Source organism: Arthrobacter ginkgonis (assembly GCF_039540195.1).
GTDB classification, from domain to species: Bacteria; Actinomycetota; Actinomycetes; order Actinomycetales; family Micrococcaceae; genus Zafaria; species Zafaria ginkgonis.
Genome location: NZ_BAABEO010000019.1, coordinates 384,279 through 408,141, shown reverse-complemented (window position 1 = coordinate 408,141; position 23,863 = coordinate 384,279). Strand labels below are relative to the sequence as shown.

Here is a 23,863-nt window from a genome sequence, read left to right as displayed (position 1 = left end):
CACGCCTGCGCCCCACCCGGCGCAAGGTTCCGCCTTCGGACGGAGCGCGGCGAATACAGGGAGAGTGCACGTGGCGACGACCAACGACATCAAGAACGGAACGATCCTCAAGCTCGAGGGCCAGCTGTGGAACATCATCGAGTTCCAGCACGTCAAGCCGGGCAAGGGCGGCGCGTTCGTCCGCACCAAGATGCGCAACGTGATGTCCGGCAAGGTCGTCGACAAGACGTTCAACGCCGGCCTGAAGATCGAGACCGCCACGGTCGACCGCCGCGACTACCAGTACCTGTACCAGGACGGCACCGACTACGTCTTCATGGACACCAGCGACTACGACCAGATTCACGTGCCGGCCGAGACCGTCGGCGACGCCAAGAACTTCATGCTGGAGAACCAGACCGCCGTCATCGCGATGTACGAGGGCTCCCCGCTGTACATCGAACTGCCGCCGTCGGTGGTCCTGGAGATCACCTACACCGAGCCGGGCCTGCAGGGCGACCGCTCCTCCGCCGGCACCAAGCCGGCCACGCTGGAGACCGGCTACGAGATCCAGGTGCCGCTGTTCGTCGAGCAGAACACCAAGGTCAAGGTCGACACCCGCACCGGCGACTACCTGGGGCGTGTCAGCTAGTGAGCAGTGCCCGCACCAAGGCCCGCCGCCGGGCCCTGGACATCCTGTTCGAAGCCGAGCAGCGGGACGTTTCCCCGCTTGAGGTGCTGCGCCTGCGCCGCGAGGCGACCGACCAGATCATCAACGAGTACACGGTGGTCCTGGTCGAGGGCGTGATGTCCCATCTGGACCGGATCGACGAGATCCTCGGCACCTACGCCCGGGGCTGGACGCTGGAGCGCATGCCGGCGGTGGACCGCACCGTGCTGCGCATCGGCGCCTGGGAGCTGCTTTTCAACGACGACGTCCCGGACGGCGTGGCCGTGTCCGAGGCCGTCGAGCTGGCGAAGGTCCTCTCCACGGACGATTCGCCCGAGTACGTCAACGGCCTCCTGGGCCGGCTGCAGCAGCTCAAGCCCACGCTGCTCGCCTGACGTCCCGGCCGCGAAGGCCCTGTTCGGCCACGAAGGCCCGGCCCCTCGCGGGGACCGGGCCTTTGCGGCGTCCCCAGCCGGGCCGCTTGCGGGAGGGGGCCGGGGCGGGGCTTGCCCGCGAGCGAAGGATCGCACATGCGGCAAACGCACGGACCCGCCGGGACCCTGTGAGGTATCGCTCACGCGGCACCGCCGGGGGGCCCGCGGCGCTGTGATAGTTTTCTTAGGGAGCAGTCAACCTTTAAATTCCGTCCCGTGAGGCGGGGAAGGAGGCGGCCATGGACACCGGCGACGCGACCCAGCGAACCAGTGAATCACAGCCGAAGAGCGCCCGGACCGTGCTGTCCGGGGGCGACATCGATCGCGCGCTTACGCGCATCGCGCACGAAATCATCGAAGCCAACAAGGGCGTGCAGGACCTGGTCCTGCTGGGCATCCCGCGCCGCGGCTTCCCCCTGGCCCAGCGCATCGCCCAGCGCATCGCGGCCGCCGAGCCGGGCACCGACCCCACGGCGATCGTCGGCCAGCTCGACGTCACCATGTACCGGGACGACCTGCGCCACAGCACCGCCCGCACCCCGTCCCCGACGAACCTGCCCGCCGGCGGCATCGACGGCAAGGTCGTGGTGCTGGTGGACGACGTCCTCTACTCCGGGCGCACCATCCGCGCCGCCCTGGACGCCATCGCCGACCTCGGCCGCCCGCGCATCGTCCGCCTGGCCGTCCTCGTCGACCGCGGCCACCGCGAGCTGCCCATCCGCGCCGACCACGTCGGCAAGAACCTGCCCACCGCGACCAGCGAAAAGGTCCGCGTGCGGCTCGGCGAGGTCGACACAGCCAACGGCCTGCCGCTGAACGAAGTAGCCATTGAAGGGCAGGCATGAAGCACCTACTTTCCACCCTTGACCTGTCCCGCGACGACGCGATCCGCATCCTGGACATCGCCGAGGAGATGGCGGCGGTCGGCACCCGCGAGGTCAAGAAGCTTCCCGCCCTGCGCGGGCGCACCGTGGTGAACCTGTTCTTCGAGGACTCCACCCGCACGCGCATCTCCTTCGAGGCCGCGGCCAAGCGGCTCTCCGCCGACGTCATCAACTTCGCGGCCAAGGGCTCCTCCGTTTCCAAGGGCGAGTCCCTCAAGGACACCGCGCAGACGCTGCAGGCAATCGGCGCCGACGCCGTCGTCATCCGCCACTGGGCCTCCGGCGCCCCGGCCCGGCTGGCCGCCACCGACTGGATCGACGCCCCGGTGGTCAACGCCGGCGACGGCACCCACGAACACCCCACCCAGGCGCTGCTGGACGCGTTCACGCTGCGCCGCCACTGGGCCAAGGCCAACGGCACCGGCTCGCTGGGCACCGACCTGGCCGGCATGAAGATCGCGATCGTCGGGGACATCCTGCACTCCCGCGTGGCCCGCTCCAACCTGTGGCTGCTGCGCACCCTCGGCGCCGAGGTCACCATGGTGGCCCCGCCGACCCTGCTGCCGGTCGCCGCCGACAGCTGGCCGTGCACCATCAACTACGACCTCGACGACGCCCTGGCCGCCGGCCCCGACGCCGTGATGATGCTGCGCGTCCAGGCCGAACGCATGAACGCCGCGTTCTTCCCCAACGCCCGCGAATACTCGCGCCGCTGGGGCTTCGACGACGCCCGGCTGGACGCGCTGGACGCCCACGGGCTGGCCAACACGCTCATCCTGCACCCCGGCCCGATGAACCGGGGCCTGGAGATCTCCTCCGGCGCCGCCGACTCGGCCCGCTCCGCCATCCTCGACCAGGTCAGCAACGGCGTCGCCGTGCGCATGGCCGTCCTCTACCTCCTCCTGTCCGGCGACCAGCAGCGCACCGCGAACTAGACCCAAGGCTGATCATGACCACCACCCCCACCACCGGCGACTACCTGATTCGCGGCGCCTCCCTGCTCGCCGAAACCACCGCCGACCTCCTTCTCAGCGACGGCCGCATCGCCGCCGTCGGACCCGACGCCGCCGCTGACGCGCGCGCGGCCGCCGCCACCGTGATCGAGGCCGACGGCCTGGTCGCGCTGCCGGGCCTGGTCGACCTGCACACCCACCTGCGCGAGCCCGGCCGCGAAGACGCCGAGACGGTGGAGACCGGCACCCGCGCCGCTGCCCTGGGCGGCTTCACCGCCGTGCACGCCATGGCCAACTCCAACCCCGTCGCCGACACCGCCGGCGTCGTCGAGCAGGTCTGGAGCCTGGGCCGGCGCAGCGGCTGGGTCGACGTGCGCCCCGTCGGCGCCGTCACCGTCGGCCTGGGTGGGGAACGCCTGTCCGAACTCGGCGCCATGGCCGATTCCCGGGCCCGCGTGCGCGTCTTCTCCGACGACGGCATCTGCGTGTCCGACCCCGTGCTGATGCGCCGCGCGCTCGAGTACGTCAAGGCGTTCGACGGCGTCATCGCCCAGCACGCTCAGGAACCGCGCCTCACCGAGGGCGCCCAGATGAACGAGGGCGAGGTCTCCGCGGTGCTCGGCCTGGCCGGCTGGCCCGCCGTCGCGGAGGAGTCCATCATCGCCCGCGACGTGCTGCTGGCCCAGCACGTCGGTTCGCGCCTGCACGTCTGCCACGTCTCCACCAAGGGCAGCGTCGAGATCATCCGCTGGGCCAAGGAGCGCGGCATCCAGGTCACCGCGGAGGTCACCCCGCACCACCTGCTGCTCACCGACGAACTGGTGCGCACCTACGACCCGGTCTACAAGGTCAACCCGCCGCTGCGCCGCGAAGAGGACGTCATGGCGTTGCGCGCGGCCCTGGCCGACGGCACCATCGACGTCATCGGCACCGACCACGCCCCGCACCCGAGCGAGTCCAAGGAATGCGAGTGGGCACAGGCGGCGATGGGCATGACCGGGCTGGAGACCGCCCTGTCCGTGGTCCAGCACGCCATGATCGAGACCGGCCTGATCACCTGGGCCGACTTCGCCCGCATCACCTCCACCGTCCCGGCCACCATCGGCCGGCTCGAGGACCAGGGCGGCCCGCTGGCCGCCGGCGAACCGGCGAACCTGGTGCTGGTGGACCCGGCCGCGCGCTGGACGGTGGACCCGGCCCGGATGGCCACCAAGGGCCGCAACTCGCCGTTCCGAGGCCTGGAACTGCCCGGCGCGGTGGTCGCCACCTTCTTCCGCGGCCACCCGACCGTGCTCGACGGCGCCCTGAACACTCCGGTCCCGCTGGACGGCGAGGCGTAGGCATGCAGTACCTTCCAGCGCTTCTGGTCACCGTCGCGGTGATCGCCCTTCTCCTGGCCCTGATGGGGCTGGGGTGGAGGAACCGCCTGCGCCGCCAGGCCGGCGTCGCCGCCCCGCCCGAGGTCCCCACCGTCCTCGGCGCCCCGCTGGCCGTCGCCGACGGCCAGTACATCTGCACCACGACGGCGGGGGACTGGCTGGACCGCATCGCCACCCACTCGCTGGGGCTGCGCACCGGCGCTGTCCTGGAGATCGTCGACCAGGGCGCCGTGCTGCGCCGCTCCGGCGCCTCCGACCTGTTCATCCCGGCGGCCGCCCTGACCGGCGTCCGCCTCGAATCCGGCATGGCCGGCAAGTTCGTCGAAAAGGACGGCCTGCTGGTCATCGGCTGGACCCTGGGCGGCCAGGGGGTCGACACCGGCTTCCGGCCCCGCCACCACGCCGACCGGTCCGCGCTGGTCGCGGCCCTGAACGGCATCCTTCCGGCATCGGCCGGAACCACGAACCACCCGGCACACCACACCGCAGCAAAGAAGGAAAACCAGTGACCGCACAGACCACCACCGAGCCAGCAGTCCTGGTGCTCGAGGACGGACGCGTCTTCCGCGGCCGCGGCTACGGAGCAACCGGCACCGCCCTGGGCGAGGCCGTGTTCGCCACCGGCATGACCGGCTACCAGGAGACGATCACCGACCCCTCCTACGCCCGCCAGCTCGTCGTCCAGACGGCCCCGCACATCGGCAACACCGGCGTGAACCGCGAGGACGCCGAGTCCCGCCGCATCTGGGTCGCCGGCTACGTCGTCCGCGACGCGGCCCGCCGCCCCTCCAACTGGCGCTCCGAGCGCTCCCTCGACGAGGAGCTCGTCGAGCAGGGCGTCGTCGGGATCCAGGGCGTCGACACCCGCGCCATCACCCGCCACCTGCGCGAGCGCGGGGCCATGAAGGCCGGCATCTTCTCCGGCGCCGACGCGGCCCGCCCCGAGGCCGAGCTGCTGGAGACGGTCAAGGCGCAGGCGTCCATGAAGGGTTCCCGCCTGGCCGAAGAGGTCAGCATCGACGCGGCCTACACCGTCGAGCCGGCGGACTTCGGGTGGACGGGCGAGCCCCTCTACACCATCGCCGCGCTGGACCTGGGCATCAAGTCCATGACTCCGAAGCGCTTCGCCGAGCGCGGGGTGCGCGTGCACGTGCTGCCCGCCGCCTCCACCCTCGAGGACGTCCTGGCCGTAAACCCGGACGGCGTGTTCGTCTCCAACGGCCCCGGCGACCCCGCCACCGCCGATACCCAGGTGGGCCTGCTGCGCGAGGTCCTGGACCGCAAGGTGCCGTTCTTCGGCATCTGCTTCGGCAACCAGATCCTCGGCCGCGCCCTCGGCTTCGGGACCTACAAGCTGCGCTACGGCCACCGCGGCATCAACCAGCCGGTCATGGACCGCACCACCGGCAAGGTGGAGATCACCAGCCAGAACCACGGCTTCGCCGTCGACGCCCCGCTGGAGGGCGCCGTGACCGCGCCGGAGGCCCGGTTCGGCCGCGTCGAGGTGTCCCACGTGAGCCTCAACGACCAGGTCGTCGAGGGGCTGCGCTGCCTGGACATCCCGGCCTTCTCCGTCCAGTACCACCCGGAGGCCGCCTCGGGTCCGCACGACTCGGCCTACCTCTTTGACCGCTTCATCGACGTCATGGCCCAGGCCAAGACCGGCGCCGCCGCCGATTCCAAGGGAGAGAAGTAATGCCCAAGCGCGAAGACCTCAAGTCCGTCCTGGTCATCGGGTCCGGCCCGATCGTCATCGGCCAGGCCGCGGAGTTCGACTACTCCGGCACCCAGGCCCTGCGGGTCCTGAAGGAGGAGGGCCTGCGCGTCATCCTCGTCAACTCCAACCCGGCCACCATCATGACCGACCCCGAGTTCGCCGACGCCACCTACGTCGAGCCGATCACCCCGGAGGTCGTCGAGAAGATCATCGCCAAGGAGCGCCCGGACGCCGTCCTGCCGACCCTGGGCGGGCAGACCGCGCTGAACACCGCGATCGCCCTGGACAAGAACGGCGTGCTGGAGAAGTACGGCGTGGAGCTGATCGGCGCCAACATCGAGGCCATCGAACTCGGCGAGGACCGCGAGAAGTTCAAGGGCGTCGTGGAGCGCTGCGGCGCCGAGTCGGCCAAGTCCGTCATCGTCCACACCATGGACGAGGCCTTCGCGGCCGTCGAGGAGCTCAACTACCCGGTCGTGGTGCGCCCCTCCTTCACCATGGGCGGCCTGGGTTCGGGCATGGCCTACAACCCCGAGGACCTGCGCCGCATCGCCGGCGCCGGCCTGCAGTACTCGCCCACCACCGAGGTGCTCCTGGAGGAGTCCATCCTCGGCTGGAAGGAGTACGAGCTGGAGATGATGCGCGACAAGAACGACAACGTCGTCGTCGTGTGCTCCATCGAGAACTTCGACCCGGTCGGCGTGCACACCGGCGACTCGATCACCGTCGCCCCGGCCATGACCCTGACCGACCGCGAGTACCAGAACCTGCGCGACATCGCCATCGCGGTCATCCGCGAGGTCGGCGTCGACACCGGCGGCTGCAACATCCAGTTCGCGATCGAGCCGGACACCGGCCGCGTCGTGGTGATCGAGATGAACCCGCGCGTCTCCCGCTCCTCGGCGCTGGCATCCAAGGCCACCGGCTTCGCCATCGCCAAGATCGCGACCAAGCTCTCGCTGGGCTACACCCTGGACGAGATCCCGAACGACATCACCCTCAAGACCCCGGCCTCCTTCGAGCCGACCCTGGACTACGTGGTCGTGAAGGTTCCGCGCTTCGCGTTCGAGAAGTTCCCGGCCGCGGACAAGACGCTGACCACCACCATGAAGTCCGTCGGCGAGGCCATGGCGATCGGGCGCAACTTCACCGAGGCCCTGCAGAAGGCGCTGCGTTCGCTGGAGCAGAAGGGCTCGGAGCTGTCCTTCTCCGTGCCGGACGAGGCGGAGATCGATGAGCTCATCGAGGGCTCGCGCAAGGGCAGCACCGACCGCATCTACCGCGTGCAGCGCGCCCTGCTGGGCGGGGCCGGCATCGAGCGGATCTACGAGGCCACCGGCATCGACCCGTGGTACCTGGACCAGCTGGCGCTGATCAACGAGACCGCCGAGCAGATCCGCACCGCCGGCTCGCTGAACCCGGACATCCTGCGCCTGGCCAAGCGCCACGGCTTCTCCGACGCGCAGATCGCCGCGCTGACCCACAACTCGGAGGCCGTCGTGCGCGGGGTCCGCCACGCGCTGGGCATCCGCCCGGTCTTCAAGACCGTGGACACCTGCGCCGCCGAGTTCGAGGCCTTCACCCCGTACCACTACTCCTCCTACGACGAGGAGTCGGAGGTCGCCTTCCACGAGAAGCCCTCGGTGATCATCCTCGGCTCCGGCCCGAACCGCATCGGCCAGGGCATCGAGTTCGACTACTCCTGCGTGCACGCCACCATGGCGCTGCGCGAGGCCGGGTACGAGACCGTTATGGTCAACTGCAACCCGGAAACCGTCTCCACGGACTACGACGTCTCCACCCGCCTGTACTTCGAACCGCTCACCCTCGAGGACGTGCTGGAGGTCATCCACGTGGAGCAGGCCACCGGCGGCGTGCTGGGCGTGTTCGTCCAGCTGGGCGGGCAGACCCCGCTGAAGCTCGCGCAGGACCTGGCCGACGCCGGGGTCCCGATCCTGGGCACCTCCCCGGAGGCCATCGACCTGGCCGAGCACCGCGGTGCCTTCCAGCGCGTGCTGGACAACGCCGGGCTGATCTCCCCGAAGAACGGCACCGCCGTGTCCTTCGACGACGCCAAGCGCGTCGCCGACGAGATCGGCTATCCCGTGCTGGTGCGCCCGTCCTACGTGCTCGGCGGCCGCGGCATGGAGATCGTCTACGACGAGCCCAACCTGCTGCGCTACATCACCAACGCCACCGAGATCACCGAGGACCACCCGGTCCTGGTGGACCGCTTCCTCGAGGACGCGATCGAGATCGACGTCGACGCCCTCTTCGACGGCACCGACATCTTCGTCGGCGGCATCATGGAGCACATCGAGGAGGCCGGCATCCACTCCGGCGACTCCGCCTGCGTGCTGCCCCCGATCACCCTCGGCGCGGACGTCACCGCCCGCGTGGCCGCGGCGACCCGTGCCATCGCCGAAGGCGTGGGGGTGCGCGGCCTGATCAACATCCAGTTCGCGCTGGCCTCCGACGTGCTGTACGTGATCGAGGCCAACCCGCGCGCCTCCCGCACCGTCCCGTTCGTCTCCAAGGCCACCGGCGTGCAGATGGCCAAGGCCGCGGCGCTGATCGGCACCGGGGTCAGCATCGCCGAACTGCGCGCCGAGCACGGGCTGCTGCCCGCCACCGGCGACGGCTCCGCGCTGCCGGCCGACGCGCCGGTCGCGGTCAAGGAGGCCGTGCTGCCCTTCGCCCGCTTCCGCACCCCGGAAGGGCGCGTCGTCGACTCCCTCCTCGGCCCGGAAATGCGCTCCACCGGCGAGGTCATGGGCATCGACAAGTACTTCGACACCGCGTTCGCCAAGTCGCAGGCCGCGGCCAACAACCCGCTGCCGACCGCCGGCAAGGTGTTCGTCTCCGTCGCCAACCGCGACAAGCGCTCGATCGTCATCCCGGTCAAGCACCTGGCGGACCTGGGCTTCGAGATCATCTCCACCGGCGGCACGGCCGAGGTGCTGCGCCGCAACGGCATCTCCGCCACCGTGGTCCGCAAGGTCCGCGAGGGCAGCGCCGAGGGCGAGGACAACATCGTGGACCTGATCACCGACGGCAAGATCGACATGATCCTGAACACCCCCTCCGGCGGCGACGCGCGCGGCGACGGCTACGAGATCCGCGCGGCGGCGACCTCGGTCGGCACCCCGGTGATCACCACGGTCGCCGAGTTCGGCGCAGCCATCCAGGCGATCACCGCCATGCGCAGCTTCGAATGGTCCGTCACCTCGCTGCAGGAGCACGAGGCGCGGCTGAAGGCCTCCGCGCATGCCTGAGTCCGCTGACACCCTCGACGCCGGGGAGCAGGCGGCCACCGCCGCCCGCCGCCCGTTCGGGCAGCGGCTGGCCGCGGCCATGGCCGCCCGCGGTCCGCTCTGCGTCGGGATCGACCCGCACCCGGGCCTGCTCGCCGGCTGGGGCCTGGCCGACGACGCCGAGGGGCTGCGCGCCTTCTCGCTCACGGTCGTCGAGGCCGTGGCCGGGCAGGTCGCCGCGGTCAAGCCGCAGGTCGCGCTCTACGAGCGGCACGGCTCGCGCGGCATCGCCGTGCTCGAGGAGACGCTGGCCGCCTGCGCGCAGGCGGACCTGCTGAGCATCGCCGACGCCAAGCGCGGGGACATCGGCTCCACCATGGCCGCCTACGCCGACGCGTGGCTGGGGGAGGGCTCGGCGCTGGCCGCCGACGCGGTGACCCTGAGCCCGTACCTGGGCTACGAGTCGCTGCGCCCGGCCCTGGACCTGGCCACCGCCACCGGACGCGGCGTGTTCGTGCTGGGGCTGACCTCCAATCCGGAGGGCGCCTCGGTGCAGCACGTCGGCGGGAGGGACTCGGTCGCCCGCCGGATCGTGGCCGCCGTGGCCCGCGAGAACGCCCCGGTCGAGGCCTTGGGCAGCACCGGGCTGGTGATCGGGGCGACTGTCGGTCCGGACCTGGTCCGGCTGGGGATCGAACTCGGCGCCACCCGGGCCCCGATCCTGGCCCCCGGGCTGGGCGCGCAGGGCGCCACGGGCGCGGACATGAAGGCCGCGTTCGCCGACTGCTGGCCCCAGATCCTGGGCACCAGCAGCCGCGAGATCCTGCGCGCGGGACCCGACCGTGCGGCCCTTCTCCAGGCCGCGCTGCGCACCCGCGACTCGCTGCTCTGACCACCGCCCGTTCCGGCCGCAAGCATGCGGCCGGAACGGGTCACTGGCCACCATTGCGCGGCCGGTCCCGGTTCGCTAGGTTCGGTGCAGGCGTACCCGCCTGAACATCGATGCGCTAGTCAACGGGGAGTGCGAGGATGGTTTTGAAGTCGCTGTCAGATGAGGACCGGGCCAAGGCCCGGGCCAAGGCCCTTCAGGCCCGCACCCGCAGGGCCGAAGTCAAGGAGGCGTTCGGTTCCGGGCGCCTCGGCATCACGGAACTGCTCGAGCTGGTCCCGGACGACGAAGCCGTCGGCCGCCTCCGCGTCGCAGACCTGCTCGAGGCCGTTCCCGGCGTCGGGCAGATCCGTGCCGCTGCACTGATGGAGCGGCTCGGGATCTCCCCGAGCCGCAGGCTGCGCGGCCTCGGCCGCAAGCAGCAGCAGGCGCTGGTGGAGCATTTCACGGCCACCCCGCCCGCCAAACACTGAAAGATCCACACGAAGGACAAGATGACGGCCAAGAGCCACCCCACCGTGACCGTCCTTGCCGGCCCCACCGCGGTCGGCAAGGGAACGATTTCAACCTATATCCGGGACAACTACCCGGAGGTGTGGCTCTCGGTCTCGGCCACCACGCGCGATCCCCGGCCCGGCGAAATGGACGGGGTGCACTACTACTTCGTTGGCCCCGACGCCTTCGCTCGGCTCGTCGAGGAGGGCCAGATGCTGGAGTGGGCCGTCGTCCACGGGCGAAACAGCTACGGGACCATCCGCTCCAAGGTGGAGGAGGCAGCCGCCTCCGGGCGGCACGTCCTGCTGGAGATCGACCTGCAGGGCGCCCGCCAGGTGAAGGAGTCCATGCCGGAGGCCAAGTTCGTCTTCCTGGCGCCCCCCTCGTGGGACGAATTGGTGCGCCGGCTGGTCGGCCGCGGCACCGAAAGCGCGGAGGAACAGCAGCGCCGCCTGGAAACCGCTAAACTGGAACTCGCCGCGGAACCGGAATTCGACGTCACCATCGTGAACGACGACATCCGGCGTGCCGCGGACGAACTGGTTTCCCTGATGGGCCTGGAGCCGCACGCGCACTGAAACCGCGCGCCGGAACCCGGGACCGGCCGGCACCATCGACCCACTCACAGAATATTTTGGAGGCTTCGTGTCCACGAACCTTGAGGGCATCATCAACCCGCCGATCGACGATCTGCTGAAGACCACCGACTCCAAGTACGCCCTGGTGATCAACTCCGCCAAGCGCGCACGCCAGATCAACGCCTACTACGCCCAGCTGCACGAGGGCCTGTTCGAGTACGTGGGCCCGCTTGTCGACACCAAGCTGAACGAGAAGCCCCTGTCGATCGCCCTGCGCGAGATCAACACGGGCCTGCTCGAGGTCACCCCGATCACCGAACCTGCGGAGTAGCACCCCCCGATGGCACAGCAGCGGCGCATTGTCCTTGGTGTCGGCGGCGGCATCGCGGCCTACAAGGTGGCGTCGCTGCTGCGGCTGTTCAAGGAGGCGGGCCACCACGTCGACGTCGTGCCCACCCGCGCGGCCCTCGACTTCGTCGGCAAGGCGACGTGGGAGGCCCTCTCCGGGCGCCCCGTCACCGCCGACGTCTTCGACGCCGTCGACACCGTGAACCACGTGCGGCTCGGCCAGGAGGCCGACCTCGTGGTGGTGGCCCCGGCGACCGCCGACGTGCTCGGCCGGGCCGCCGCCGGGCTGGCCAACGACCTGCTCACCAACACCCTGCTTGCCTCCCGCGCTCCGGTCGTCTTCGCCCCGGCGATGCACACCGAAATGTGGGAGCACCCCGCAACGCAGGCCAACGTCGCCACCCTGCGGGCCCGCGGCGCGCTGGTGATCGACCCGGCCGTCGGCCGACTCACCGGGAAGGACTCCGGCCCGGGCCGGCTCCCCGAACCGGCCGAACTCTTCGCCGCCCTGTCCCCGCTCCTGCGGTCCGAGGCGCCCCGGGGCCCGGCATCCCGTCCCCTGGCCGGACGCACCGTCGTCGTCAGCGCCGGCGGCACCCGCGAACCGCTGGATCCGGTGCGCTTCCTCGGCAACCGCTCCTCCGGCAAGCAGGGCGCGGCGATCGCCCGGGCGGCCCTGGCCGCCGGCGCCACCGTGCGCTTCGTGGCAGCCCACCTGGAAACCCCCGTTCCCGCCGGCGTCGAGGTGCGCACCGCCTCCACCGCGCTCCAGCTGCGCGACGCCGTGCTCTCCGCCTCCGACGGCGCCGACGTGCTGGTGATGGCGGCGGCCGTGGCCGACTTCCGCCCGGCCGACTACGCGGACGCGAAAATCAAGAAGCGCGAGGACGGCCAGGACCCGGTCATCACGCTGGTCCGCAACCCCGACATCCTGGCCGAGGCCGTCGCCCGGCGCACCGCCGAGGGCGCCGGGACCCGGCTGCCGGCGCTGATCGTCGGCTTCGCCGCGGAGACCGGAGACGCCACCTCAAGCGTCCTGGACCACGCCGCGCGCAAGCTGGCTTCCAAGGGCTGCGAACTGCTGGTGGTCAACCAGGTCGGGGAGGACCTGGTCTTCGGCGCCGACAGCAACGACGTCACGGTGCTCGCCGCGGACGGCTCGGCCCCGCGCACGTTTTCGGGCACCAAGGACGAGGTTGCCTCAGGTGTCGTCGCGGTGATCGCGGAGTCGCTGAGCCGGTAAACTGTCCCGGTGACTTCTGAGAACTCTTCCCTGCGCCTGTTCACGTCCGAATCGGTGACCGAGGGCCACCCGGACAAGATCTGCGACCAGATCAGCGACGCCATCCTCGACGCCCTGCTGGACAAGGACCCCGATTCGCGCGTGGCGGTGGAGACCCTCACCACCACCGGACTGGTGCACGTGGCCGGCGAAGTCACCACCGACGCCTACGTCGAAATCCCGCAGATCGTCCGCGACACCATCCTGGGCATCGGCTACGACTCCTCCGCCAACGGCTTCGACGGCGCCCGCTGCGGCGTGTCGATCTCCATCGGCCAGCAGTCCCAGGAAATCTCCGACGGGGTCTTCAACTCCCTCGAGGCCCGCGAGGGCATCCAGACCGACGCGCGCGACCTGCAGGGCGCCGGCGACCAGGGCCTGATGTTCGGCTACGCCTCCGACGAGACCGACGTGTTCATGCCGACCCCGATCCACCTGGCCCACCGGCTCTCCGAGCGCCTCACCGAGGCGCGCAAGACCGGCGTCGAGCCGCTGCTGCGCCCGGACGGGAAGACCCAGGTCACCGTGGGCTACGACGGGGACAAGCCGGTGTCCGTGAACACCGTCGTCGTCTCCTCCCAGCACGCCGAGGGGCTCTCCCTGGCCGACCTGAAGGACGCCCTCTGGGAGGAGGTCGTCAAGCCGGTGCTGGCCACCACGGACCTGGACACCTCCGCCACCCGCGTCATCCTCAACCCTTCCGGCCCGTTCATCATCGGCGGGCCCGTGGGCGACGCCGGCCTGACCGGCCGCAAGATCATCGTCGACACCTACGGCGGCTTCGCCCGCCACGGCGGCGGCGCCTTCTCCGGCAAGGACCCCTCCAAGGTGGACCGCTCCGCGGCGTACGCGATGCGCTGGGTCGCCAAGAACGTCGTCGCCGCGGGCCTGGCCCGCCGCGTCGAGGTGCAGGTGGCCTACGCGATCGGCGTCGCCCGCCCGGTGGGCCTGTACGTGGAGACCTTCGGCACCGAGACGGTGGATCCGCGCCTGATCTCCCGCGCCATCGAGGACGTGTTCGACCTGCGTCCGCTGGGCATCATCGAGGACCTGGACCTCAAGCGCCCGATCTACCAGCGCACCGCCGCGCACGGGCACTTCGGCCGCGAGGAGCCCGAGTTCACCTGGGAGCTGACCAACCGCGTCGAGGCCCTGCGCAGCTTCGTCAACTTCTAGGGCACGCAACAGGGGGGAGGATCCGGTGGACCCGAACCGGCAGCCCCTGATCCCGGGGGAGGACGGCCAGCCCGGTCCGGCCCTGCCCGGCCTGGAGCCGCCCGCGCTGGACCTGCCTGGCCTGGCCCTGCCTGGCTTGGACGTGCCCGGCCTGGGTGCGGGCGGGTCCGCCGGGCTCCCGGCCGATGCCGCGGAGACGGATCCGGTGGCCCGCGTCATGCTGGAATCCCCGGTGCCGCACCTGGACCGGCCCTTCGACTACCTCGTCCCGCGGGACCTGGCGGCCACCGCCCTGCCCGGGGTGCGCGTCAAGGTCCGGTTCGGCGGGCAGGAGCTCCCCGGCTTCATCGTGGAGCGCCGCAGCGGCTCCGAGCCCGGCGTGCGCCTGCAGCCGCTGCGCACCATCGTCTCCGCCGAGCGCGTCCTGCGCCCGGACGTGCTGGCCCTGTGCGAGGCGATCGCCGTCCGCTACGCCGGCACCGTGTCCGACGTGCTGCGCAGCGCCATCCCCCCGCGCATGGCCCGCGTGGAGCGGGAGCCGGGCGCGGACCCGGTGCCGGTGTCGCCCGGCCCCGAGCCGCTGCTGCTGGGCGCGTACGACGGCGGTGCGGCCTTCGCCGCGGCCCTCGCCGCCGGGGCGTCCCCCCGGGCCGTGGCTTCCGTGCTGCCCAACCAGCCCGGCGGCTGGCCCGCCCTGGTGGCGGAGGCGGTGGGAGCGTGCCTGCGCTCGGGGCGCGGAGCCGTCGTCGTGGTCCCCGACGCCCGTGACCTCAACCGCCTCTGCGCCGCCCTGGACGAGGCCTTCGGCGAGGGCACCTACGCGCGGCTGAACGCCGACGACGGAGCCACGCCGCGGTACCGCAGCTTCCTGCGCGTCTCCCGCGGCACGGTCCGCCTGGCCGTGGGCACCCGCAACGCGGCGTTCGCGCCCGTGCACGACCCCGGCCTGTTCGTGATCTGGGAGGACCACGACTCCAGCCACGCCGAACCGCGCGCCCCCTACCAGCACGCGCGCGAAACCCTGCTGCTGCGCGCCAACCACAGCGGCGCCGGGCTGCTGGTGCTCGCCCACGGCCGCAGCGCCGAGGCCCAGCGGCTGGTCCTGACCGGGTGGGCCGCCGAGCTGGCCCCGCCGCGGCCGGTGCTGCGCGCCGCCGCGCCGCGGGTGGTGGCCAGCTCGGACTCCTTCGAACAGGAGCGCGACCCGCTGCTGCACGCGGCCCGGCTGCCCCGGGTGGCGTGGCAGGCCGCCGCCGACGCGCTGGCGAAGGGACCGGTGCTGGTCCAGGTCGCGCGCACCGGATTCGTGCCGGCGCTGCGCTGCCAGCGCTGCGGCGAACCCGCCCGCTGCCCCCGGTGCACCGGCCCGCTGGGGTACCGCGACGCGCACTCCGCCCCGGACTGCCGGTGGTGCGGGGAGCACGTCCCGGGCTGGTCCTGCGCGGCCTGCGGCGGCACCCGGCTGCGCGCCAGCACGATCGGCGCCGACCGCACCGCCGAGGAGCTCGGGCGGGCCTTCCCGAAGGTTCCGGTGGTCAGCGCCACCGGAGCCAGCCCGCGGGACAGCGTTCCGAACCGTCCGGCACTGGTGGTGGCGACCCCCGGCGCCGAACCGGTGGCGGAGGGCGGCTACGCGGCCGTGCTGCTGCTGGACGGTGACCGCATGCTGGCCCGCGACGGCCTGCGCACGGGGGAGGAGGTGCTGCACCGGTGGATGTCGGCCGCGGCGCTGGCCCGGCCCTCCCGGGACGGGGGCACGGTGGTGGTTGCCGCGCAGGAGTCGGACCCGCTGCGCGCCCTGGTGCGCTGGGACCCCGCCGCGTACGCGGACCGGGAACTGGCGCTGCGGCGCGAGCTCGGGCTTCCCCCGGCGGTGCGCACGGCCGTCCTTACCGGACCGGCCGAGGCCGCGGACAGGTTCGTCGAGGGACTCGCCCTGCCCGAGGGCGTGCGCGTGAACGGGCCGGTCCTGGAGGAGGACGGGCACCGCTGGCTGCTGTTCTTCGGCTACGCGGCCGGAGCCTCCGTCACGGCCGAACTGCGCCGGCGCAAGGCGGTCTCCAGTGCTGCCCGCGAACCCGTGGTCCACGTCCGGGTCGATCCCGAGGACGTCCTGTAGCGCGCGGGGCAGGCCGCGAACGGGCGACGAAGTCGACACGAAAGGGCCTGCCCCGCGCTTAGCGCTAGGCCAGGAACTCCTCGACCATGCCGGCGGCCTCGGCGGGGGTCTCGTAGTGGACCAGGTGCCCGACGCCGGGGATCACCCGCAGCGTCGCGTCCGGGAACAGGGCGGCCAGCGAGCGCTGCGAGGCCACCGAGCCGATCTCGTCCAGTTCCCCGGCAATCAGCAGCGTGGGCGCGCCGATCTGTGCGGCGACCTGGCGCACGTGGCCGCCGATCGAGGCGTTGAAGGCCTCCTCGAGCATGCGGCGGTTGCTGAAGCCCCCGAAGTAGCGCCGGTGCTGGTCGAAGACGTAGGCCCGGACCTGGGGATCCCTGGTCTTGGACATCACCGCGCTCATCGTGTCCGCCACGAGCCTGCTGCGCAGCACGGCCAGCCCGGGCCGTTCGGGCAGGGCCCGGGCCAGCGCGTAGTAGCCGGCGGCGAGCCTGGACATGACCGCCTTGGGGCCCTCCAGCGCGGGCTCGCTGATCGGGTTCACCAGCACCAGCCGGGCGAAGTCCCCGGGGTGGGCGGCGAGGTAGTGGGAGGCCACGATGGAGCCGAAGGAATGCCCCAGCAGCACCGCGTCCTCCGGCAGGTCCAGTTCCCGGCGCAGCGTCCCCAGCACCAGTCCGTAGGAGGCGGTCGAATGGGGCAGGGCCGGGAAGGGCTCCGATTCCCCGAACCCGGGCAGGTCCGGGACCACCACGGTGTGTCCGGGCAGGGCGTCCACGATCCGGGCCAGCCCGTGCCGGTCCCCGCGGAACCCGTGGACCATCAGGATGGTCGACTTCGGCGTGCCGGCCGCCGGGTAGGTCCAGCAGCGCACCCGCGCGCCCTCGATCAGGTGATCGGCGATCGTTGCCGGACGGGTGCCGGCAACCGGCAGCTCAGAACTCATGCATCCAGCCTAGAGGGCGAGGGGCCCACGGCGAGCGCAGCGAGGCGGGGGAGCCCGATAGGCGCTAGAGGGCGAGGGGCCCACGGCGAGCGCAGCGAGCCAAGAGAGCGGCCAGGGGTCCCCGCGCGCGAAACGTGTGGGGCAGGCCGCGAACGGGGAGCCCGACAGGCGCTACCGGGGCCGCGTTGACGGTCCGGTGGGCGGCCGATAGCTTCGGGGAATGCGCCGCTACGTACTCGCCATCGATCAGGGGACCACTTCCACCCGGGCGGTCGTCGTCGATGGTGCCGGGCAGATCGTGGCGGCGGCCCAGCGCGAACACCACCAGTACTTCCCGCACCCGGGCTGGGTGGAGCACGATGCCGCCGAGATCCGCGACAACGTGCGCCTGGTCGTGGCCCGGGCCCTCTCCGGGTCCGGGCTGGGCCGCGGGGACATCGCCGCCGTCGGGCTTACCAACCAGCGCGAGACCACGGTGGTGTGGGACCGCCGCACCGGCGAGCCCGTGCACCGGGCCATCGTGTGGCAGGACACCCGTACCCAGCCGGCCGTGGACGCGCTGGCGGCCGACGGCGGCACCGGCCCCTTCCGCGCCGCCACCGGGCTGCCGCTGGCCACCTACTTTTCCGCCACCAAGATCGCCTGGATCCTGGACAACGTGCCCGGCGCCCGGGCCGACGCCGAGGCCGGCCACCTGGCCTTCGGCACCACGGACAGCTGGATGCTGTGGAACCTCACCGGCGGGCTGGAGGGGGGAGTGCACGCCACCGACGCCACCAACGCCTCGCGCACGCTGCTGATGGACCTGCGCACGCTGGAATGGTCCCCGGAACTGCTGGAGGCGTTCGGGATCCCCGCGGCCATGCTGCCGCGCATTGCGGCCTCGGCGGAGGTCTACGGCACGATCGCCGCCACGGAGCCGGTGGTCGGGGAGGTCCTTGCCGGAGTGCCGGTGGCCGGGATCCTGGGCGACCAGCAGGCGGCCACCTTCGGGCAGACGGTGTTCGCCCCCGGGGCGGCCAAGAACACCTACGGCACGGGCTGCTTCATGAACATGGTCACCGGAACCGAGCCGGTGTTCTCCACCAACGGGCTGCTCACCACCGTCGCCTACCGGCTGGCCGGCCAGGACCCGGTGTACGGCCTGGAGGGGTCGATCGCGGTGGCCGGGTCGCTGGTGCAGTGGCTGCGCGACAACCTTGGCATCATCTCCACCTCCGCCGAGGTGGAGGAGCTGGCCGCGTCGGTGGAGGACAACGGCGGGGTGTACTTCGTGCCCGCCTTCTCCGGACTCTTCGCCCCGCACTGGCGGCCGGAGGCGCGCGGCGCCGTCTTCGGGCTGACCCGCTACGCCACCCGGGCGCACCTGGCCCGCGCGGCGCTGGAGGCCACCGCCTTCCAGGTCGCCGAGGTGGTCGCGGCCGCGGCCGCGGACTGCTCCCGCCCGCTCACCGAGCTGCGGGTGGACGGCGGCATGGCCGTGAACGACGCGCTGATGCAGTTCCAGGCGGACCTGCTGGGCATCGACGTGGTGCGCCCGGCCGTCACGGAGACGACGGCGCTGGGCGCGGCCTTCGCGGCCGGCCTCGCCGTGGGCAACTGGTCCTCCCTGGAGGAGCTGGGGCACACCTGGCACGAGGAACGCCGGTTCGTACCGGACCTGGACGCCGGCAGCCGGGCGGCGCTGCTGCGCCGGTGGGGATCGGCCGTGCGGCGCACCTTCGGCTGGCTCGACGACGCGTAGGGCCGCCGCCTTGACGCCCGCGGCGGGCTCCACGGCGGCGTCCGGTCCTTCGCCGGCGAGCGCGGGCGCTGTTGTAGACTGGCCGCATGGAGACGACCCTGCTTCTACGCTAGCCGCGCGTTCGAAACGCGTGGCCGCCCCTTGCATGCCAAGGGGCTTTTGCATGTTCCGGGCAGGACAGGTCCCGGCGGCACGGCAGGCAGGATACGGAACGGCCGCCCCGATCGGGACGGCCGCACAAGGAGAAGGCGAAGCACACAGTGAGCACCCAGCCAACCGGCACCGAAACCGGCGGATCGACGTACCGCTTCCAGGACCTGGAAGCGAAGTGGGCACCCGTGTGGGAGGAACTCGGCGTCTTCACGCCGAAGGACGACGGCTCCGCCGAGCGCCGCTACGTGCTGGACATGTTCCCGTACCCCTCCGGCGACCTGCACATGGGCCACGCCGAGGCGTTCGCGATGGGCGACGTCGTGGCCCGGTACTGGCGCCAGCTGGGCTATGACGTGATGCACCCGATCGGCTGGGATTCCTTCGGCCTGCCCGCGGAGAACGCCGCGATCAAGCGCAACGCGCACCCGGCCGAGTGGACCTACACGAACATCGACACCCAGGCCGCCTCCTTCAAGCGCTACGCGATCAGCGCCGACTGGTCCCGCCGCCTGCACACCTCCGACCCGGAGTACTACCGCTGGACCCAGTGGCTGTTCACCCGTTTCTACGAGAAGGGGCTGGCCTACCGCAAGGACCACCCGGTGAACTGGTGCCCGAAGGACCAGACCGTGCTGGCCAACGAGCAGGTCGTCAACGGCGCCTGCGAGCGCTGCGGCACCGCGGTGACCAAGAAGTCGCTGAACCAGTGGTACTTCAAGATCACCGAGTACGCCGACCGCCTGCTCGAGGACATGGAGCAGCTGAAGGGCCATTGGCCCGAGCGCGTGCTGGCCATGCAGAAGAACTGGATCGGCCGCTCCGAGGGCGCCCACGTGGACTTCGTGGTCGAGGCCGCCGGGGATCGTCCCGAGCACAAGGTCACCGTGTTCACCACCCGCCCGGACACCCTGCACGGGGCCACGTTCTTCGTGGTTGCCGCGGATGCCGACCTGGCCGGGGAACTGGTCACCGGGGCCCACCGGGCCGAGCTGGAGGCCTACCAGGAGCAGGTCAAGGCGCTGTCGGAGATCGAGCGCCAGTCCACCGAGCGGGAGAAGACCGGCGTCTTCACGGGCCGCTACGCCATCAACCCGCTCAACGGCGCGAAGCTGCCCGTCTGGGCCGCCGACTACGTGCTGGCCGACTACGGCACCGGCGCCATCATGGCCGTGCCCGCCCACGACCAGCGGGACCTGGACTTCGCCAAGAAGTTCGACCTGCCCGTGCGCGCGGTGCTGGACACCGGCGAGGAGGATCCGGCCGTCACCGGCATCGCCACCACCGGCGAAGGCACCCTGATCAACTCCGGCGAGCTGGACGGCCTGAGCAAGGCCGAGGGCATCGCCCGCGCCATCGAGATCGTCGAGGCCGCCGGCACCGGCGAGCACACCGTGAACTTCCGCCTGCGCGACTGGCTGCTCTCCCGCCAGCGGTTCTGGGGCACCCCGATCCCGATCATCCACTGCGCCGAGTGCGGCGAGGTCCCGGTCCCGGACGAGCAGCTGCCGGTGCGCCTGCCGGACAACCTGCGCGGGGAGCAGTTGGCTCCCAAGGGCACCTCCCCGCTGGCCGCTGCCGCGGACTGGGTCAACGTGCCCTGCCCGCAGTGCGGCGGCGCCGCCAAGCGGGACACCGACACCATGGACACCTTCGTGGACTCCTCCTGGTACTTCCTGCGCTTCGTGTCCCCGCAGTACACCGAGGGGCCGTTCGATCCGGAGGCCGCTGCCCGCTGGATGCCGGTGGGCCAGTACGTCGGGGGCGTCGAGCACGCCATCCTGCACCTGCTGTATTCGCGGTTCTTCACCAAGGTGGTCCACGACCTGGGCCTGGTGCCGTTCACCGAGCCGTTCAGCGCGCTGCTGAACCAGGGCCAGGTGCTCAACGGAGGCAAGGCGATGAGCAAGTCGCTGGGCAACGGCGTGGACCTGGGCGAGCAGCTGGACAAATTCGGCGTCGACGCGGTGCGCCTGACCATGGTCTTCGCCTCCCCGCCGGAGGACGACGTCGACTGGGCGGACGTCTCCCCGTCGGGTTCGGGCAAGTTCCTCGCCCGTGCCTGGCGCCTGGCCGGGGACGTGGCCAGCGAGGCCGGCGCGGACCCGGCGGCCGGGGACAGGGCGCTGCGCGCCATTACCCACCGCACGGTGTCCGACTGTGCCGAGCTGCTGGATTCGGGCAAGTTCAACGTGGTGGTGGCCAAGCTGATGGAACTGGTGAACGCCACCCGCAAGGCGATCGACTCCGGTGCCGGCGCGGCTGACCCGGCGGTGCGCGAGGCCGTGGAGGCCACCGCGGTGGTGCTGAGCCTGTTCGCCCCGTACACCGCCGAGGACATGTGGTCCCTGCTCGGCCACGAGCCCGCGGTCGCCAACGCCGGGTGGCCCGCGGTGGATCCGGCCCTGCTGGTCCAGGACACGGTCGTCGCCGTCGTGCAGGTCCAGGGCAAGGTCCGCGACCGCCTGGACGTGCCGGCGGACATCACCGAGGAGGCGCTGCGCGAGCTGGCGCTGGCCTCCGAGCCTGTCCAGCGGGCGCTTGACGGCCGCGGGCTGCGCACGGTGATCGTCCGGGCGCCGAAGCTCGTGAACATCGTCCCGGCGTAGGCGGACCCACCCGTGGAGCTTCCCGAAGGCACCAGCCAGCCCGGCAAGGCCATCCGCCCGCCGGGCTGGCTGGAGCGCCTGACGGGACTGCTCCGCGAACCCGGTGCCAGGGTTCCGCGCAGGGGCGGGCGCGCGCCCGTCCAGCGCGTCGCGGTGGTGACCGACTCCGCGGCCGCGGTTCCCCACGAGTGGTGCGCGGCGCACTCGGAGGCGCTGCGGGTGGTGGCCATGCCGGTAATGATCGACGGGCAGATCTACACCGAGGGCCTGGACGACGTCGAAACGGAACTGGCGCTGGCCCTGGCCATGGGCCGGCGCGTGCAGACCTCCCGGCCGGCCCCTGGCCTGTTCCTGCGCTCCTACCGCGAGCTGGCTGCGGCCGGTGCGCACGAGATCGTCTCCATCCACCTCTCCGCGGAGCTGTCCGGGACGGTCGAGGCCGCCCGGCTGGCCGCCGCGGAGAGCCCGGTGCCGGTGCACGTGGTGGACACCTCCACGGTGGGGCTCGCCCAGGGCTTCGCCGTGATGGACGCGGTCGAGGCCGCGGCGGCGGGAGCCACCGGGGAACAGGTCGCCGCCCTCGCCGCCCGGGCCCGGGAGAACACCATCCTCTTCGCCGTTCCCAGCCTGGAGCAGCTGCGCAAGGGCGGCCGGATCGGTGCCGCGGCTTCGGTCCTGGGCACCTGGCTGGCCGTGAAGCCCCTGCTTATGGTGGCCGGCGGGCAGATCACGGTCGCCGAGAAGGTCCGGACCCTGCCGCGGGCGCTGGCACGCCTGGTGGTCCTGGGTCGGGAGGCCGCCGCCGCGGCGCCGGGCGGGGCGCGGATCGCGGTGCAGTACTTCGGCAACGAGGACGAGGCCCGGGAACTGGTCCACGAACTCGCGGGGTCCTCGGTGGCGCCCGTGCTGTGCGAGGCGCTGCCGGCCGTGCTGGCCGCCCATACCGGGGCCGGCGTACTGGCAGTGGCCGTCGCGCCGGTGCCCACCGCTCCGCTTCCCGCCGCCCCGCAGCCGCCTGCCGCTCAGCCGTCCGTTCCTCTGGGCGGTCCGCTGCCCGGCGGTGCGGCAGCCGTCCGCCCGTCCCGCGGCGGCTTCCCGTGGGAGAGGGCGCAGGAGGCCCCCCTGTCCGATCCCGCGGGGAACGCCCCGGTCGCGGCGCCGACCACGACGCCGGATGCCGTGCCGGATGCCGTGCCGGATGACATGCCCGGCGCGGCACCGGGAGGCACGCCGGCCCCGCGACAGGACTAGGCGCCCTCCACAGACCCCGGGCACGATTGCCCTCTCCACCTCGGCCCCCGGTGGCCCCCGCCGGGCCGGTGCCCGGTCCTACGGTGGGTGGATGGTCCGCCACCGATGGGAGCTTCGCACCCGTGCCACCGGCCCCGGCGCGCCCCGCAGCAGGGTCCGCCTGGGCGCAGGCCGCGCCGCAACGCTGTGCGTCCTGTTCGCGGCGCTGGCCTGGATCAGCGCCAGCCTCCTCTTCCATCCGCCGGCCCGTGCCGGGGAGGAGCTGGGGCGGATCGAACTGGAACGGACCGACCAGGGACACCCCCAGCCGGATTCAACCGATGCAGCCCGGACGGGTGAGGCACAGCCTGATGGGACACAGCCCGGAACGGGCGCGGGAGCTTCAGCCACGGACGGATCCACCCCGGACGGGGTGGCCGCGCAGGACCGGCCCGCCCTGCAGGACGGGAGCAACAGGCAGGAGGGCCCCGCTGGGCAGAAGGACAGCGGCGGCGCACCGGTGGAGGCCTCCGCGGCGGACGTGGTCGTCCATGTGGCCGGGGCGGTCAAGCGCCCGGGGGTCTACGAACTTCCCGCGGGGACCCGCGCCCACGAGGCAGTCGATGCCGCGGGCGGCCTGACCCGCGATGCCGATGCCGGAGCAGTGAACCTGGCCTCGCCCCTGACGGACGGGCAGCAGCTGTACATTCCGGAGCAGGGCGAACCCGTACCTCCGGCCGGCAGCAATCCGGGCAATGACGGTAGTGGTGCCGGGACCGCGCCCGGTGGAGGAGGGGCTGCCACCGGCACCGTCAACGTCAACACCGCCACCTCCGAGGAACTCCAGCGGCTGCCGGGGATCGGACCGGCGCTGGCGGAGCGGATCATCGAATTCAGGCAGCGCAACGGGCCCTTCGGCTCCCTGGCCGAGTTGGATGCGGTCAGCGGGATCGGACCGGGCGTCCTGGCCCGGCTGGAGAGCATGGTGTCCTTCGGATGAGGCGGCCTGACCGCGGGAGCCGGAAGC

At 72.0% G+C, this 23,863-nt stretch carries 20 protein-coding genes; 19 read left to right on the top strand and 1 reads right to left on the bottom strand.

Annotation, left to right across the window (positions count from 1 at the left end; all coding sequences use genetic code 11):
• Positions 1-70 precede the first annotated feature (70 nt).
• The 15 genes from efp (at position 71) to ABD912_RS14885 (ending at position 16,157) form a co-directional block, all read left to right on the top strand.
• On the top strand, positions 71-631 hold the full coding sequence (gene efp / locus ABD912_RS14955; RefSeq protein WP_345151920.1) for an elongation factor P: 561 nt from the start codon (positions 71-73) through the stop codon (positions 629-631).
• Positions 631-1,044 carry a transcription antitermination factor NusB gene (gene nusB, locus ABD912_RS14950; RefSeq protein WP_345151919.1) on the top strand — a complete coding sequence of 138 codons (414 nt, stop codon included), beginning with the start codon at positions 631-633 and terminating at the stop codon, positions 1,042-1,044. The genes efp and nusB overlap by 1 nt, the downstream gene beginning before the upstream one ends.
• A 278-nt stretch (positions 1,045-1,322) precedes the next feature.
• Positions 1,323-1,928, top strand: coding sequence for a bifunctional pyr operon transcriptional regulator/uracil phosphoribosyltransferase PyrR (gene pyrR / locus ABD912_RS14945; RefSeq protein WP_345151918.1), 606 nt, complete (start codon positions 1,323-1,325; stop codon positions 1,926-1,928).
• On the top strand, positions 1,925-2,902 hold the full coding sequence (locus ABD912_RS14940; protein WP_345151916.1) for an aspartate carbamoyltransferase catalytic subunit: 978 nt from the start codon (positions 1,925-1,927) through the stop codon (positions 2,900-2,902). Before pyrR ends, ABD912_RS14940 begins: the two co-directional genes overlap by 4 nt.
• Before the next feature lie 14 nt (positions 2,903-2,916).
• The gene (locus ABD912_RS14935) at positions 2,917-4,260 is read left to right on the top strand and encodes a dihydroorotase (RefSeq protein ID WP_345151914.1); all 1,344 of its coding nucleotides are present in this window, start codon (positions 2,917-2,919) and stop codon (positions 4,258-4,260) included.
• A 2-nt stretch (positions 4,261-4,262) separates the two neighbouring features.
• Complete coding sequence (locus ABD912_RS14930; protein ID WP_345151912.1) at positions 4,263-4,808, top strand: PH-like domain-containing protein; 546 nt, start codon at positions 4,263-4,265, stop codon at positions 4,806-4,808.
• Entirely contained in the window at positions 4,805-5,995 is a 1,191-nt protein-coding gene (carA, locus tag ABD912_RS14925) for a glutamine-hydrolyzing carbamoyl-phosphate synthase small subunit (RefSeq protein WP_345151910.1), read from the top strand. The genes ABD912_RS14930 and carA overlap by 4 nt, the downstream gene beginning before the upstream one ends.
• On the top strand, positions 5,995-9,291 hold the full coding sequence (gene carB, locus ABD912_RS14920) for a carbamoyl-phosphate synthase large subunit (RefSeq protein ID WP_345151908.1): 3,297 nt from the start codon (positions 5,995-5,997) through the stop codon (positions 9,289-9,291). Before carA ends, carB begins: the two co-directional genes overlap by 1 nt.
• A complete protein-coding gene (gene pyrF / locus ABD912_RS14915) occupies positions 9,284-10,162 on the top strand; it encodes an orotidine-5'-phosphate decarboxylase (RefSeq protein WP_345151907.1) in 879 nt (292 codons plus the stop codon). The genes carB and pyrF overlap by 8 nt, the downstream gene beginning before the upstream one ends.
• Positions 10,163-10,299: 137 nt before the next feature.
• Positions 10,300-10,632 carry an integration host factor, actinobacterial type gene (gene mihF, locus ABD912_RS14910; protein WP_345151906.1) on the top strand — a complete coding sequence of 111 codons (333 nt, stop codon included), beginning with the start codon at positions 10,300-10,302 and terminating at the stop codon, positions 10,630-10,632.
• A 21-nt stretch (positions 10,633-10,653) separates the two neighbouring features.
• Complete coding sequence (gmk, locus tag ABD912_RS14905; RefSeq protein WP_345151905.1) at positions 10,654-11,232, top strand: guanylate kinase; 579 nt, start codon at positions 10,654-10,656, stop codon at positions 11,230-11,232.
• Positions 11,233-11,299: 67 nt separating this feature from the next.
• Positions 11,300-11,563 (top strand): DNA-directed RNA polymerase subunit omega, encoded by a 264-nt coding sequence (gene rpoZ / locus ABD912_RS14900; RefSeq protein ID WP_345151902.1) that lies wholly within the window; start codon positions 11,300-11,302, stop codon positions 11,561-11,563.
• 9 nt (positions 11,564-11,572) lie between these two features.
• Complete coding sequence (coaBC, locus tag ABD912_RS14895) at positions 11,573-12,823, top strand: bifunctional phosphopantothenoylcysteine decarboxylase/phosphopantothenate--cysteine ligase CoaBC (protein ID WP_345151900.1); 1,251 nt, start codon at positions 11,573-11,575, stop codon at positions 12,821-12,823.
• A gap of 9 nt (positions 12,824-12,832) precedes the next feature.
• The gene (metK, locus tag ABD912_RS14890; protein ID WP_345151899.1) at positions 12,833-14,038 is read left to right on the top strand and encodes a methionine adenosyltransferase; all 1,206 of its coding nucleotides are present in this window, start codon (positions 12,833-12,835) and stop codon (positions 14,036-14,038) included.
• Between the two features lie 25 nt (positions 14,039-14,063).
• Positions 14,064-16,157, top strand: coding sequence for a primosomal protein N' (locus tag ABD912_RS14885; protein WP_345151896.1), 2,094 nt, complete (start codon positions 14,064-14,066; stop codon positions 16,155-16,157).
• A 64-nt stretch (positions 16,158-16,221) separates the two neighbouring features.
• Here ABD912_RS14885 and ABD912_RS14880 read toward each other — a convergent pair whose 3' ends face one another.
• On the bottom strand, positions 16,222-17,103 hold the full coding sequence (locus ABD912_RS14880; protein ID WP_345151894.1) for an alpha/beta fold hydrolase: 882 nt from the start codon (positions 17,101-17,103) through the stop codon (positions 16,222-16,224).
• A gap of 220 nt (positions 17,104-17,323) precedes the next feature.
• Between ABD912_RS14880 and glpK the strand changes: the two genes are divergently transcribed.
• From glpK to ABD912_RS14860, 4 genes are all read left to right on the top strand, one after another.
• The gene (glpK, locus tag ABD912_RS14875; RefSeq protein WP_345151893.1) at positions 17,324-18,847 is read left to right on the top strand and encodes a glycerol kinase GlpK; all 1,524 of its coding nucleotides are present in this window, start codon (positions 17,324-17,326) and stop codon (positions 18,845-18,847) included.
• A gap of 260 nt (positions 18,848-19,107) precedes the next feature.
• Positions 19,108-21,606, top strand: coding sequence for a leucine--tRNA ligase (gene leuS, locus ABD912_RS14870; protein WP_345151891.1), 2,499 nt, complete (start codon positions 19,108-19,110; stop codon positions 21,604-21,606).
• 12 nt (positions 21,607-21,618) lie between these two features.
• On the top strand, positions 21,619-22,857 hold the full coding sequence (locus tag ABD912_RS14865) for a DegV family protein (RefSeq protein WP_345151889.1): 1,239 nt from the start codon (positions 21,619-21,621) through the stop codon (positions 22,855-22,857).
• Between the two features lie 91 nt (positions 22,858-22,948).
• Positions 22,949-23,836, top strand: coding sequence for a ComEA family DNA-binding protein (locus tag ABD912_RS14860; RefSeq protein WP_345151887.1), 888 nt, complete (start codon positions 22,949-22,951; stop codon positions 23,834-23,836).
• Positions 23,837-23,863 lie beyond the last annotated feature (27 nt).